The 14,464-nt window shown below is 45.6% G+C and carries 11 protein-coding genes; 3 read left to right on the forward strand and 8 right to left on the reverse strand.

Annotated elements, in window-relative coordinates:
• Nucleotides 1–635 precede the first annotated feature (635 nt).
• Both PPO43_RS07885 and PPO43_RS07890 read left to right on the forward strand, forming a co-directional pair.
• The gene (locus tag PPO43_RS07885) at nucleotides 636–2,909 is read left to right on the forward strand and encodes an ATP-binding protein (protein WP_272621264.1); all 2,274 of its coding nucleotides are present in this window, start codon (nucleotides 636–638) and stop codon (nucleotides 2,907–2,909) included.
• Complete coding sequence (locus PPO43_RS07890) at nucleotides 2,899–3,768, forward strand: response regulator (protein WP_272621265.1); 870 nt, start codon at nucleotides 2,899–2,901, stop codon at nucleotides 3,766–3,768. Before PPO43_RS07885 ends, PPO43_RS07890 begins: the two co-directional genes overlap by 11 nt.
• A 514-nt stretch (nucleotides 3,769–4,282) precedes the next feature.
• Here PPO43_RS07890 and PPO43_RS07895 read toward each other — a convergent pair.
• Nucleotides 4,283–6,622: an efflux RND transporter permease subunit gene (locus tag PPO43_RS07895; protein ID WP_272621267.1), complete on the reverse strand. Its 2,340-nt coding sequence runs from the start codon at nucleotides 6,620–6,622 to the stop codon at nucleotides 4,283–4,285.
• A 481-nt stretch (nucleotides 6,623–7,103) separates the two neighbouring features.
• Between PPO43_RS07895 and PPO43_RS07900 the strand changes: the two genes are divergently transcribed.
• On the forward strand, nucleotides 7,104–7,907 hold the full coding sequence (locus tag PPO43_RS07900) for a T9SS type A sorting domain-containing protein (protein ID WP_272621268.1): 804 nt from the start codon (nucleotides 7,104–7,106) through the stop codon (nucleotides 7,905–7,907).
• Between the two features lie 180 nt (nucleotides 7,908–8,087).
• Here PPO43_RS07900 and PPO43_RS07905 read toward each other — a convergent pair whose 3' ends face one another.
• The 7 genes from PPO43_RS07905 to PPO43_RS07935 all read right to left on the reverse strand — a co-directional run bounded on the left by PPO43_RS07905 (nucleotide 8,088) and on the right by PPO43_RS07935 (nucleotide 14,341).
• Complete coding sequence (locus tag PPO43_RS07905; RefSeq protein ID WP_272621269.1) at nucleotides 8,088–9,740, reverse strand: hypothetical protein; 1,653 nt, start codon at nucleotides 9,738–9,740, stop codon at nucleotides 8,088–8,090.
• Nucleotides 9,741–10,049 carry a hypothetical protein gene (locus PPO43_RS07910; RefSeq protein WP_272621270.1) on the reverse strand — a complete coding sequence of 103 codons (309 nt, stop codon included), beginning with the start codon at nucleotides 10,047–10,049 and terminating at the stop codon, nucleotides 9,741–9,743.
• A 4-nt stretch (nucleotides 10,050–10,053) separates the two neighbouring features.
• Nucleotides 10,054–10,332: a hypothetical protein gene (locus PPO43_RS07915; protein ID WP_272621271.1), complete on the reverse strand. Its 279-nt coding sequence runs from the start codon at nucleotides 10,330–10,332 to the stop codon at nucleotides 10,054–10,056.
• Between the two features lie 11 nt (nucleotides 10,333–10,343).
• The gene (gene recG, locus PPO43_RS07920; RefSeq protein ID WP_272621272.1) at nucleotides 10,344–12,452 is read right to left on the reverse strand and encodes an ATP-dependent DNA helicase RecG; all 2,109 of its coding nucleotides are present in this window, start codon (nucleotides 12,450–12,452) and stop codon (nucleotides 10,344–10,346) included.
• A 470-nt stretch (nucleotides 12,453–12,922) separates the two neighbouring features.
• Nucleotides 12,923–13,363 carry a hypothetical protein gene (locus PPO43_RS07925; protein WP_272621273.1) on the reverse strand — a complete coding sequence of 147 codons (441 nt, stop codon included), beginning with the start codon at nucleotides 13,361–13,363 and terminating at the stop codon, nucleotides 12,923–12,925.
• A 3-nt stretch (nucleotides 13,364–13,366) separates the two neighbouring features.
• Nucleotides 13,367–13,783 (reverse strand): hypothetical protein, encoded by a 417-nt coding sequence (locus PPO43_RS07930; protein ID WP_272621274.1) that lies wholly within the window; start codon nucleotides 13,781–13,783, stop codon nucleotides 13,367–13,369.
• A gap of 42 nt (nucleotides 13,784–13,825) precedes the next feature.
• On the reverse strand, nucleotides 13,826–14,341 hold the full coding sequence (locus PPO43_RS07935) for a hypothetical protein (RefSeq protein ID WP_272621275.1): 516 nt from the start codon (nucleotides 14,339–14,341) through the stop codon (nucleotides 13,826–13,828).
• Nucleotides 14,342–14,464 lie beyond the last annotated feature (123 nt).

The following is a 14,464-nucleotide window of genomic DNA, read 5'->3' on the forward strand; positions in this document are numbered from 1 at the left end:
TAACTCGAGTAAAGAGCTTTGTTGAATGTTGTTGGGATTGGTACCAATTTTAACTTGAGCCTTGAGGGTTCCCCAGCAGAGACCTGCGGGGAGGAGAAGAGATAAGAGTAGTTTTTCGTTCTCATAGATTATTGATATTTATTGCTTTGCAGACTTTATTTTGGTCAAAAATAGCTTCCGTTTTTTGTCATTAGTAATTCTGTTATATGACAAAAGGTAGACAAGGCAGACTTTTGTGAAATAATCTATGTTATGAATCTCCTTTTATGTTTAATTTGAAGTCGTTGCTTGCGTAGCAAGCATTTTTCAATAAGTCATGGTTGGGAGTTTTTGGGGAAAGCTAGATGCCCTATACTTTTTAAATGAAAAGTTAATAGTTTGCTCATTAGTTAAGTAGTCTTGCCTGAATAAGCAGCTTAGGTTATTTGATAATATATACTAGGATGTAGAGGAGCGCAGCGACTGGCTGAGGGGCTGTAGCAGGGCCGCCGAAGGCGGCAGACCAAAGGCCGAAGGCCTGCAGGGCCGAGCAGAACTGCGAGCTGCGCAATGGCCCGACCCGCCGCAGGGCGGGGCAGCCCCAAAAAATTATTACAGCCATTTTCTTTTTATGATTTTCTAATCGAAGAGCAAGGATGAAATCAATCTATATTGCCCTATTTCTGTTGTTTAGTTGTTCTTTTGAGGCGGGTTTAATGGCGCAAAAAGGTTTGGATAGCTTGTATCAGGAATATAATCAGCTGTCTTTTAGCTTAAAGGATCGAGAGCATAAGACTCAATTATTGGGACAGATTATCAATCAGGAAACCTATAGGCATCCTGCTCTGGCCCTTCGGCAAATTGACAGTTTAACGGCTATACAGTGTAAATATGGGAGTTTTCAGCAGTGCATGGATGCCAACTATCGAATTCGGGGAAGCTATTATGCGGCCTTGGGGCAAAAACTGCAGGCACTTAAATATTATCGGACCTATATAGATTCGGCCGAGATTAGTAGTTGGAGTGGAGGCTACTTCCTTATAGATGTGGGCAATATTTATTATAATTTCAACTTAGATCCCTTGGCGCGGAAACTCTATGAGCGGGCCGAGAAAATTTTTAGGGAGGCGCAGCATCAAAAGGGCTTGTCTACTGTTTATGGCAACTATGGATTGTTGGCCTATAAACAAGATAGTTTGCAGGCAGCCATCGCCTACACCAAGCAAGCCATTTATTATCAGTTGCAGGCCGATACGATTCCTATGCAGCTGGCCCATGCCTATACTATTTTGGGAAAGATGTATGAGAAATCGGGGGACTATGAGAAGGCCGAAAAAGCGCTTAATAATGGTATTAAAACCTTTGAGAAGCATCAGGACATTAGCGAGTATCAACAGTTTAGAGCCTATCATTTAATAGCTTATGCCTACCTGATGGGAATTTATGAGAAGCAGGGCAAAAGCAAAAAGGTCCTTTATATTTTAGAGGACGTTTTGCCCCGTATGGAGCAAAAGACTATAGGGGTAGAAAATATCGATTACTATATCTCTATTGCGGATACGTATATGGAGGGAAACGACTTAGCGAAGGCCTATTTAAGTTTGCAGCAGGCGGAAAGTTTGTTGAAGGGAGAGGGGAGCAATTATTTGCGTCTGAGTCTAGATCAGGCCTGGGCCAAATACTATCATCTTTCTGGGGAGGATAAGTTGGCGGCTAAAAAGTGGCAGGACAACTTCAATCAAATGAAGGAAATGCGCAAACAGGACAGCCACTCGCTTTCGCTGAGTGAGCTGTTGCTCCAACAGGAGAAAGATCATATGATCCAGCTGCAAAAGCAAGAGTTACAAAATGCAACGCAGCAAGGGTATTACTTCTTGGCCATTCTGCTAATTAGCTTGTTGGTTTTGCTGTTGACTAGTGTATTTCTTTGGAAAATCAAGACAAAAAATAAAATACTCAGCAATTACGCTCAAATTATTAGCCGATCCAATGAGAATAAAAAAACCTTGTTGTCAGTGATTGGGCACGACCTCAGAACCCCCTTCAATTACTTGCTCCATCAAAGCCATATCTTGCTCGAGCGCTTCCAAAATGAGGAGGGGCTGGTCACTTATGCTGACTTACAACAGCTAGAGCAAAGTAGTAAGCAAATTTACCTGATGATGGAGGAGTTGCTCCAATGGGTTCGCTTAGAAGATCGAGACCTTAGCGCTCACTACCAAACAGAAAACCTGAGCCAGTTGCTCTTAGATGTGCTTGAGCAAGAAGATGACTTGCTCAAGCAATCGGCCTTTAATCTAAATATTGAGTTGCCAAAAGCGATTTATCTAGAAACAGATGCTAATCTGCTCAAAATTATTTTCCGAAATATGCTGATGAATGCCGCTAAACATAGCCAGGCCCATGAGCAAATTCGCCTCAAGGCAGGCTTAGAGAATAATCAACTTCAGGTCGCTATCCAAAACCCAGGCTTATTACCTAGCCAAACGGTAGAGAATCTGCGCAAAGAAGAACAGCTCGAACGGGTGTTTAAGGGAGAAGGCCTTGGCCTGAGAATTATAAAGCAGCTAAGCCAACAACTAGGGCTAACATTTGAAATCAGTCAAGGCGAAAGAGGCTATGTGGCCGCTAGCCTTCGTTGGCCTCCTCACACGCCCATTAAGTTAGAAGAGGCGGCCCGTCAAGCGCATCAACTTGAAGACTCAAAAGAAACCTACTCTCCAAGGTTTTTAAGTACTTTACAGCAGCAAAATCTATTGCAATTCGAAATCTATGAGGCCCAACCGCTCTATGCCGCTTTGCAAAAGGTACAACAAGAACAAGCCAATCCCGCCGATCAACGATTGTTTCAACTCTTGGAAGATGCCATCTATGAAGGAGACCGCCAAAAACTAGAAGAACTTTACGAAATTATTGAACATGCTCGCTAATAACCATCAAATTCTTGCCGAAAAAACAATACTAATTGCTGAAGATGATCCCCGAAATCGGCGCGCAATTATTCAACTTTTTGCCAATTGGTCGCCAACTACCGAAATCCTAATGGCCCTAGATGGCCAACAGTGCCTAGATATCATGGCCCAAAGATCCGTAGACCTAATCTTACTCGATTGGGATATGCCCCGAATGAACGGCCTCGAATTGCTGCAAGAACTCCAAAAAGAAAAATATCTGCCCTATAAAAGTATTCCGATTGTGGTCTATACTGGTGCCATGACAGAAAGTCTGCATTTGGCCAAAGCACTAGAATACGGAGCCGTAGATTTTCTCAGAAAACCCGCTCCCCCTATCGAGTTGTTGGCCCGAATTAAGTCAATCCTCAAACAAAAAGAATGGCAACAACAAATGAAGGCCGCAGAGGCCGAAGTGAAAACCCTACAACTCAAGCAACTCCAAAAAGACTTACAACAGTCGCTGCTGGTGTTAGCCCACAAAAATGAGCTATTACTCCAACTGAAAACTAAAATAGAAGACCAGTCTATTCAACGCCCCCGCCTCCTACGCGAAGTTAATCAACTCATCGAGGCAGAGGATTATTGGCTGCCTTTCCTCCAACAGTTCCAACAAATGGAACCCGACTACCAACAAAAGCTAATGCAAATTGCCCCAGATATCTCTCCCGCAGAACTTCGATTGGCTGTACTTATTCGGGCCGATCTCGATAGCAAAAGTATTGCTCAATTACTCAATATTAGCCCGCATGGCGTGAAAAAAAGCCGTTATAGAATACGGAAAAAATTAAATTTAGCTACCCATGATAGCTTAGATAAGTACCTGAAAAATATATAACCTACTATTGTCCACTTCTTGTCTACTCCAGTTTTTTTGAAAGTGAACAAAAAGGACGGTTATTGTGCCTGACAATAATCCAATTAGCTTTTGCTATGAGGATTAGGGTGTAGTGTAATTTTGCTTGGCATTATCTGTTTACAAAAGGGGCGGATAATGCTATTTTTTTGCCCAAATAGAGCTGTTTTGGGGCTGCCCCGCCCTTTGGGCGGGTCGGGCCATTGCGCAGCTCGCTGTTCGCTCGGCCCTGCAGCCCTTCGGGCTTTGGTCTGCCGCCTGCGGCGGCCCTGCTACAGCCCCTCAGCCTGCGGCCCTCCGGGCCTGTAGGACGAAGAAGTCCAGATTAGCAGGCGGCGAAGCCGCCGCAAAGGAGCGAAGCGACTGGCCTAGGGATGGAAACTGGGGCGGCGCAGCCGCAGACCCAGGGGCTGAAGCGCAGCGAAAGGCCCGCAGGGCCGAGCAGACCTGCGAGCCAGTGCACAGCCCGGCCGCCGAAGGCGGCAGGCCCCAAATCCTAATCCTTATGAATGGCCCGCAACATGACAGGAATGATAAAGACATCGCAAATGAGGGCCGAAAATAGCGTCGAGCTAATCAATAAACCAATGGTGACCGCCGGCGGATTGGAAGAAAAGAGCAGAATCAAAAAGCCAAAAAATAAAATGACCGAAGTTAAGGTAACCGCTTTGCCCGTCTCCCTTAAGGTCAGCTTTAAGGCCTCATCAGTGCTTAACCCCCTCCTTTTCATCAACTGATAACGACCCAAAATATGAATGGTGTCATCGACCGCAATGCCGAAAATAATGGCAAAAACAATGGCTACTCCAGCCTCTAAAGGAATCTGTAAATAGCCCAAAATAGCCCCAGCAATCAATAATGGCAAAATGTTGGGGACCAAGGCCACCACAATCATCTTGAGGTTGCGATACAATAAAGCCATCAATAAACTAATGACCAAAATGGCAAATCCCAAACCCTTGAGTAAGGAGTCGCGCACATAAATCGAGTTTTTGTCTACAATAACTCCTGTTCCCGTTTGCCGAAATTTAACCACATTCGTATCAATTTCCGTTTCCATAAAGGTTTGCATATCGGCCATAAAGGCCCGAATGCTATCGCCCCCAACATCGAGTAAACGGGCCGAAATCCGACCGTATTTTTGGTCCTCACTGACCAACATGCCCAGATTGTTGTTGTTCCCCAATTGCCCCGCCAACTTCTGGTATTTGAGAAAGTCTTTCTCCTTTTCAGGGAACTTAAAATAAGCCGATCGACCCGAATGAAAGGCCTGATGTAAGCTCTTATATAACCAACTAATAGAAGACGTGGATCGAATGGCTGGAGATTCCATCAGACGCTGCTCCACCTTGTCCATGGCCTGAATGACCTCAAAATCTTCTAAACTATGATCGCCCTGAGCCATTACGGCCAACTCAAAAGGCCGAAACCCACTAAAGTTTTGCTCAAAGAAATGGAAGTCTTGGGTTACCTGCGCCCCCTTGGGCAAAATCTGCTTAATCTGGGTGTTGGTATTGACCTGCGCTACCCCAATTCCCGCCACAATAGCCACTGCGGCAATGCCTGCCACCACCCGCCAAGGATAGTTTTTGCTAGTAGCATGCACCCAATCAAAGAGACCATGCCATTGTTTGTTGCTTTCTCCCAATGGCCGCAATTTGATGATCTGATCCTTATCAAAAAGGACCAAAAGTGTACAGCTAAACAGCATGACGGTCCCATAGGCTAACATCACTCCAATGGCCGCATTGACCCCAAAATTCTGAATGGGCCCCAAACGAGAACTGAGTAGGGACAAAAAACCCACAGAGGTAGTAAAAGAGGTCAGAAAAACAGACATCCCAATCTCCTTGATGGTGGTTTGTATGGCTTCCGTTTTGCCCTTGCCCGCCGATAATTCATCTACATATTTGGACATGACGTGAATAACATCGGAGGTCCCAACGATAATCATGATAATAGGATAGAGCAGGGCCATAGTGTCTAGCTCTCGGCCCAAAACGCCCAAAACCCCCACAAAGAGCAATAGCCCCAAAGCAATAGAAGTAAGGGAGATGAAAACGCCCCAAAATCGCCGAAAAATGAGCCACATGATCAGAAGAACCAAGAAAAAAGAGACCACCGTAGAGAGGATAAACTCCTTAATTTGCATCTGAACCAACTCGGTCTGAAAATTGGCCCGACCTAAAAAATGATAGTCCGAAAAGCCCATTTCCGCTAACTTGGCCCGCAAAGCAGCCATCAATTTTTCAGCCGGTGGCTGCTGAATGTTATCCACCGTTTTGAGGATGACCACCAAGGTGTTGGCATCAGCCGAAATGAAGTTGTTGACCAAACGAGGGTCAGCCAATATTTTCTCTTTATCAGCAGCATAACGAGCCGTATCCTCCAAATGAATAGCGGGAATACTGGTAAAGGAAAAAGGCGTTTTTAACGGAAATTCAAGCTGCAAAAGAGAGTTGCTCTCTACAATGGGCCGCACTTTATAATGACCGTCTTCTTGCGTGAAAAGGGTTTTGCCCTCCTCCCAACGACTCAAACCAATTTTGGGTAGCTCAAATTCTATCGATCTGGCCGAAAGCGAAAACTCCCGCACTTTGGTCAAAAATTCTTGCTCAAATACCCCCTCTGGCCGATGCAAAGCCACCAATAAAAAGTTGTCGTCTGGCTCAAAACGCTGCTTAAATTCATTGTAAAATTCAAGGTCGGGGTCGCCCTTCGGAAAAAAGTCCTCAAAGTTAAAACTAAAGCCTAAACGACTACTAGCCGCCCAAGCCCCCAATAGCGAGAGGACCAAAAAACCGCTAATGATAATTTTTGGATAACGAATATACATAGAATAGTTGTTAGTGTCTTTTTTGAAGGATTTGGGGCCTCCTGCCTGCGGCAGGCGCTACGTTTACTCCCTTTGGTCGTCGAACTGCGGACTAAAGTCCTTGTTGTCGCAGCTCGCTGTTCGCTCGGCCCTTCGCCGCTTGCGGCTCGGTCTGGCCCTGCGGGCCACTGCTGCACATCGCTAGGCCATTCAGTTACTCCCTTCGGTCGTTGAGCTGCAGCTTTTTTGGACCAAAAACAGCGGCCTCAAATCCGCAGTTTTAACAGCCGTTTAAGATAAAAGTCAAGACAAATTGAATTTTTTTTCAAAAAATTGCTTTTGCAGGGTAACAAAATCAGAAAAATGGCCATAAAGAGGCAGTAAAAGTTCTGATAAGTTAGTTAAGTTAGGTCTAAGGGAGTTTCCAAAACAAGTTTGGAAGTTCCCTTTTTTTATGCCCTGATCGTAAGAAAAAAACTTTTTTCTAAAAATAGAATATGATATGAAGGACTGTTTTTTACTAATTTTTTGCTCTTTGTTCTTGCCTCTGGGACTTTCCGCCCAGCAAAACCTCAGCTTTGAGGATTGGGCCCTAGATAGCCAAGGTATAGAACAACCGCTGGGCTGGCAGACCAATAATGTATATGTTCCCTTAATTTCAGTCAATAAAAGTAGTCTAGCTAGCGAGGGACAGTATAGCGTTCATCTTTCCTCAAATGCTTTTCCCCCAGAAGGGCGAGCGCCGGGGCATTTATATACTAGCTTTAGCCTAAACCAAGCCCTGCAAGGCTTATCTTTTGATTTGCAAGTAGACAGTCTCCGAGATGGGGCCTATATTGAGCTAAACATACAGGCTTATCAGCAAGGGCAGCTCGTTTATACAGATACCATTCAGTTTAATCGCTTGCAAACGAATTGGTCCAGACGCTATATCAATATTCCTCCGCAAACTATGGATAGTTTTCGTCTAGAGTTTATTGCAAAAACGTTCCAAACAGGCTTTGGCTATGAAGGCTATGCAAGCTGCTATATTGATGATATTCGTTTGTCTCAGGCTAGTAGCATTCGCTCTTTTGTAGAAAATACATTTTCTTTTTATCCACGCCCCGCCCAAGACAGAATCTGGCTCAAGGAGATCGAGCAGCTCGATTTTGAGCCCCGTTTATACAGTTTGCAAGGGCAGCTAATTCGCTCTTGGACCAAAAACAGCCAAGAACTAGATATATCAGGTTTGGCGGCAGGTCAGTATTTGCTAGTACTGCAAACGGCTAAAGGAGCCTATAGTCAAATTTTGCAGGTTCACTAGTTGCTGTTTTACTAAGCGAAAGGTCCTTGCTGCGGGCTTTCCCGCAACATCGGCTGAGGGGCTGTAGCAGGGCCGCCGCAGGCGGCAGACCAAAGCGGCTTTGCCGCTGCAGGGCCGAGCAGACCTGCGAGCTGCGCAATGGCCCGACCCGCCCGCAGGGCGGGGCAGCCCCAAAAAACACTAGTTCAATTTGTAGAGAATCAGCCGTTCATTGCGATAAATGACTTGATAGTGCTTAGCTAGGCTATCGGCAATGGGGCTAGAGACTTCATAATCTTCTGTATCGAGCAAAACATAGGGAAAATGAGGACCAAAATTGGCCTGCTCCTGACTGCCAGCAAAGGGCATGGGGCAGGCCAATTTGCGTTTGGCCCGCAAAAAATAGTATTGCAAAAGGGGCTTGTCATAACGGGCAAAACTATAGCAAACTTTAGCTTGAGGGTCGGCCAAAAGGAGTTGGGCAATCTTTTGGGCCTCGGCATCGAGGGGGCGGCTCCAATGCAAAAAATAATGTCCCCGACTAGCCCAAAATTGTAGCCCTAGAACTAACCCAAGGGGGAGAATAAATGCTTTTTTAAAGGGCCTTTTGGCCAAGGCCAAGCCCAAATAGGGCAAAAAAAACAAATAGAGATAGCAAAAAATGCGGTAGGGCCATTGTTGGTCCAAAAAAGGCAGCAAAATGGGCCAAAGCAGAGAAAAAGCTAGCCAATAGCCTCTTTTGTTTACTAAGGGCAAAAGGCCCAAAACAAGCAGTAAATAGGGCCAAAAAAGCGGCAGGCCACGGCCCCAAAATTGCCAATCAATCAGGCGGTAGAGATAGAAGTAGGTAGAGCCTAGACTTTGTCCAGAATCCGCCGCGGCCCCCGCCAAAATCTGAGCCCCATTGGCCAAGATAAAAGGACTGTATAAAAGGAGGCTGCCCAAGGCAAACAAAAGCTGTTGGCGCCACCAATTGGCCTGCCCAAAGCGAGAAAGGGCCAGGCCCAAATAAGGCAAAACAAAAATGGGATTGCTGTAAATACCGCCCCAAGCCAAAAGGAGCAAAAGCGGCCAAAGTTGCTGCTTGTCTTGCCCATCAGCCCAAAGATAAGTCCCCAGAAAAAAGAGTAAGATGCCGTAACCACGGCCCAAAATGCCATAAATATAAATTGGAGGAGCTAGGGCCAAAAGCGCTAAAATAGCCAGCCCCCAGCGCCAGCCAAACAAGCGCCGATAATACCAATAACTAAAGAACAACAGCCCAAAAATAGCCCAAAAAGAAGGCAGTCGAAGGTCCCAAGGACCCGCTACACCCAACTGATGCAACAGACTACTGCAAAAGGTATAGAGGATGTGGTTGTTGTTGGGACTAATCAAACTAAAGAGCGGCGAGCGGCTACTAAAATGCAAAAAGCTCCAGGCTTCATCGTATTCTATGGGCAGTTGCTGAATTTGGTAGAGCGTACTGAGGGACCAAAAGCATAAAATGGGCAAGAAAAAGGCCCATTCTATGGGCTTCGTTTGCCTAAACTCTTGGCGAATAAGTTGGCCCCAAAGACTCAGCTGCTGTACAGAAGCAGGCCGCCAAATTGCTCGTTTTTTGTAGGCATAAACCAAAAAAGTAAGATAGCCAAGAACCAAAAAGGGTAAACTATAGCCTACAAACAGCCAGCGGCTTTTGGGAAAATAATCTTGCTTAAAACGATCTAGCCAATCACTTTTACCGGCCCAAGCCAAAAGTAATTGAGCAAAGGCCTCATAGTCTAGCCCCCAAAATAAATAGGCCAAAAGGGCAAATCCCCCTAGGCCTAATAGCGCCCCAAAAAGGGCCAAAGTAGTTAAGCATTTTTGCATCTACTTCTTTTTGAGCTCTTCTATTATAATGCGTAATTGGTCAATCTCCTGTTTGAGGGCAATAGGTTGTTTGGGCGCCCAGTCTTGTTCACTGAAGCGGTCGTCCATGACAATATGCTCCAAATTGGCCAATCGTTGTTCATATTCTTTTTGGGCTTTTTCTAGCTGTTCTAGCTTTTCGTCTAAGCGAGCAAAGAGGTCGACTTGCTCTTCGCGTTCTTTTTCTTTCTTAGAGGCTGGAACTACTATGATAATGAAGACAAAAATAATGACTGCCACCACAAAGGCTAAGAGTAGAATAGTAGGCATAAGATTACTTTTTATCGGCTTTGCGCAAAATATCTAGCTCTTCTACTGAAAGCGAGATTTTGTCTTTTTCTCCAGCATTTTCTAGTTCTGCAATGCGCTCTTCTAACAATTCTTGCTGTTGAAAAAGGTGGCCAATTTGCCGTTTGAGTTGGTCAATTTCTTCTTGTTTGCCACCGCTGTTTAGTTCCATTTTTCGCATCTTACTTCTATAGGATAAAAAGATGGCCAATAGCGGAATAGAGAAAACCATAACTACGGAGACCAAGCCGATAAGCTCTTCCATAAAACTGGGGATTAAGAGATTTTACTAAAGGTTCTTTGCTTTTGGGCATGCAAAAGCTCGCGTTTGAGCGGCAGGTTTTCGGGCTTTTCAAAGAGGGGATCTTGGGCCACAATTTCTTTGGCTAAGTTTCTGGCTGTTTGCAAAATTCGGCCATCTTTGGCCAAATCGGCTAGGCGCAAACTCAAGATACCCGACTGCTGAGTGCCGTCAATACTTCCCGGTCCTCTCAATTTAAGGTCTGCTTCCGCAATTTCAAAACCATCTGTCGTTTTGCACATGGTTTTCATGCGAAAACGGCCTTCTTTTGACAATTTATAGCCCGTCATCAAAATACAATAGGCCTCTCCACCTCCTCGGCCTACTCTTCCCCGAAGCTGATGTAGCTGGGCCAAACCAAAACGCTCGGCATTTTCAATGACCATTAGGGTCGCATTGGGCACATTTACCCCAACTTCAATTACCGTAGTGGCCATGAGGATCTGTGTTTCGCCCTTAGCAAAACGCTGCATCTCATAATCTTTGTCCTCCGCTTTTTGGCGGCCATGTACCACACTAATTTGATATTGCGGCTGGGGAAATTCTCTTAAAATGCTCTCATAACCCTCCATCAAGTTTTTAATTTCGGCCAAGGCATCTGATTCCGATTCTTCAATTAATGGATAAACGATATAGACCTGATGGCCCTTGGCAATTTGCTCTTTTATTTGCCCAAATACCCAAAGTCGACTACTCTCAAATTTGTGGGAGGTCTGAATAGGCAAACGGCCCGGAGGCATTTCATCAATAGCCGAAACCTCTAAGTCGCCATAAACCGTCATGGCCAAGGTGCGAGGAATGGGCGTGGCGGTCATGACCAAAATATGAGGCGGTCCAGCCGCATTTTTTTTCCACATTTTGGCCCTTTGCATCACCCCAAAACGGTGTTGCTCATCAATAATGACAAGACCCAAGTTCTTAAATACTACAGCATCCTCAATTAATGCGTGGGTGCCAATGAGAATATGGATGCGCCCCTCGGCCAAATCTTCTAGCAATTCTCTGCGCTGAACGCCCTTGATAGAACCCGTGAGCAACTCAATCCGAATATCAAGTCCCTCGGCCATTTTGAGCAGGGACTCAAAGTGCTGCTGGGCCAAAATTTCGGTAGGCGCCATTAATGCCGCCTGAAAGTCGTTGTCTAGCGCCATAAGCATCGACATAAAGCCGACCACGGTTTTTCCACTGCCCACATCGCCTTGCAAAAGGCGGTTCATCTGCTGGCCCGAGCCAAGGTCCTTGCGGATTTCTCGAAGCACTCGCTTTTGAGCGCCAGTCAGCTCAAATTTGAGGTTGTTTTGGTAAAAGCCATTGAAAAAGTCGCCAATAAGGGGAAACAAATGCCCTTTGGTCTCCAGTTGTTTGAGGCTTTTGCGTTGCAAAATGCGCAATTGCAAAAAGAAGAGTTCCTCAAAAATAAAGCGTTTGCGAGCAAGGTCTTTTTGGGCCAGGGTTTTAGGAAAATGAATGCCAATCAGCGCATCCATACGGCTGGGCAGCTTCATGCTATCGAGCAAATATTGGGGCAGGGTTTCGGGCAAATGCTCAGGTTCCTTATAAATTGGAATCAGGGCATTGCGGATAATTTTATGCAGGTCCTTAGACTTAATCCGCTTGCTGGCCATTTTTTCCGTCACCCGATAAACGGCATCCATCCGAGGCGCTAGGCTACTATTTTTGGTGGTTAGCGGCTCCAATTCGGGATGAGTAATGCTTAGGTTGCGGCCAAACTGCTGCACCTTGCCATAAATCACGTATTCAATGCCCGTTTGCAGTTGTTTCACCCAATTTAGGCCCCTAAACCAAACCAGCTCAATTTGGCCCGTATCATCTCTAAAAATGCCGACCATCCGCTTTTTTGCGCCCTCGCCATGGCTATCAATTCGGCGCAAAATTCCTCGAATTTGCACCGGGGTTTCATTGGCCTCCAACTCCCCAATTTTATGAAAAACGCTACGGTCAATATAGCGAAAAGGGTAGTTCATGAGCAGTTGCTCTAGGGTGAAAATCCCCAGCTCCTTTTTGAGTAAATCGGCCTTTTGTGGCCCAACTCCCTTGACGTATTCTATAGATTTTTCTAACATAAAGCGCTGCTTTTCTATTTTTTTTGGGGCCTCCGCTGCGGCTACGCCTTGCGGCGCTCCCTTTCGTGGCTCGCAGGTCTGCTCGGCCCTTCGGCAGCAAAGCTGCCTCGGTCTGCCGCTTTGCGGCACCACTACAGGCAGCTAGGCCAGTCGCTTCGCTCCTTTGCGGCGGCTTAGCCGCCTGCTAAACGTCTTTGGACCAACTTGCTGTAGTTCAAAAATAAGCCTACAACAAAATAAACGCAAGTTTTAAATTGATTTTGTCTTTTGGGGGCAATAAAAAAGAGAGCAAAGTCCATCTTTTGCTCTCTAGAGAGGGGGCGAAGCCCCCTTTGGCCCAGCGCTGCGAAGGGGGGCGGCATAGCCGCAGACCGAGGGCGAAACGCAGTGAAGCCCGAAGGGCCGAGCGAATAGCGAGCCCCGCAGCATAGCGGCGGCCAGCATTGCTGGCCGCGGGCCCCAAAAAAACACTAAAGGTCCCAAAAAGATTTTGGGCGGTTGATATAATCTTGGAGTTGTCGGATGCTGGTCCAGAAATAATGCCCAGCAAAATAGAGGGCCACCAAGCAAATCACCCAATGCAAAATATGCAAACTGAAGATGAAGAAGGGGGCCAAAAAGCCAAAGCTAGCCAGCAGCATAAACAGGCCAATGCCGATCGTAATTAGGCTATAGGCTAGCAATTGCCGCATATTTTGTAAATATTGTTTGCGGTGCCAATCTTGGTGCTTGCGGACCACATAAAAGGCGTGTAGAAGTTGCCAGGCGCTGAGTAAAAGGACAAAAATACTGCTGTAGTAAAGTACCCCAAAATAGCTAAAGTGTAGGGCAGCTTGAACCGCCCAAAGGATAAAAAGAATCAATTGGATAGATAAATCGAGGAGTAGGCGGTATTTGGTAATGCGAAGCATACATTAAATCGTTTTGTAAACCGCAAAATAGAGGTCTCGGAAACAAAGGCCCAAATAACCAAGGGCAATAATGCCCGCCAAAAAAGGCAAAATGGTTACTGTGAGCGGGATGGCGGCCGTAACAACAGGCAGTAAAAAACTGTATAATCCTGGAATGTGGAAAGCCATCCAGATTAGGCCCCAAAAAGCGGCAATCAGTATAATAGTATAAAAACTATACTTCAAAAAAGTTCGACGGCTATGCTGTTCAAAAAAGCGATCGTAGATCAGTCCATTGGGCAGTTGCCAAGCCAAAAAGACAAAGGGAATGACCGCTAAGAGCTCAAAAAAGTTTTCGGCCTTTCCCATTAAAAAGCCAAAATAGAGGAGCAAGACAAACTGAATAAAGCAGTCGAGATAGAGATGTTGACGGGCATTCATAAGGCAAAAGGGATTAGTTTGGGGCAAAGTTAGGGAGAAAGTTTAGAAGTTGGTGCTGCGGGCTCTTTGTCTTTGTTGAATCTCTAATAAAGTGCGCTCATCCTCATCCAATTCGTCTAAAACAAGGCTATCTCTTTCGGGGAAGAGGTGGGGGCTTCCTTCTTCTTCAAAGCGGCCAGTAAGTTGGCGGTAGGTGAGCCAATAGTACCAACTGGCAATAATCATGGGAGGGATAATGAGGACCCCAACAAGTATAAAATCAGCAGCGGCTATACTTGCCACGGCAAAAAGGACGGCAAAATAGACCACACAAAGGAGCAGGTATTTTTTGCGGATGGGGCTGCCATGTCGAATACTGCGGACCAAGCCACTCAATACTTGTGTTACTCCTAACGGAATTTGCATGAGGAGGCCCAAAATAAAGACTTCTTCGAATCCATCGGCAAATGGAGAAAACTCGTGCAAAATAGAAAGGGCATAAAGCAAAACCGTCGGAATGTAGACCAATGACTGCATAATAAGGTCAAATTGCAGCATGCCTTTTGTTGGCGTTTTCATAAGCATAGGGTTGAGATGAGCGATAGATTTTATCCTTAATGGGCTAAAGTCATATAAGTTAGGCCTTTTTGAGCAAAACTAGCGCAATGATTTTCTATTTTTACGGAAGAAAAGCAAATTAGT

The organism is Saprospira sp. CCB-QB6 (assembly GCF_028464065.1).
Lineage (GTDB): Bacteria > Bacteroidota > Bacteroidia > Chitinophagales > Saprospiraceae > Saprospira.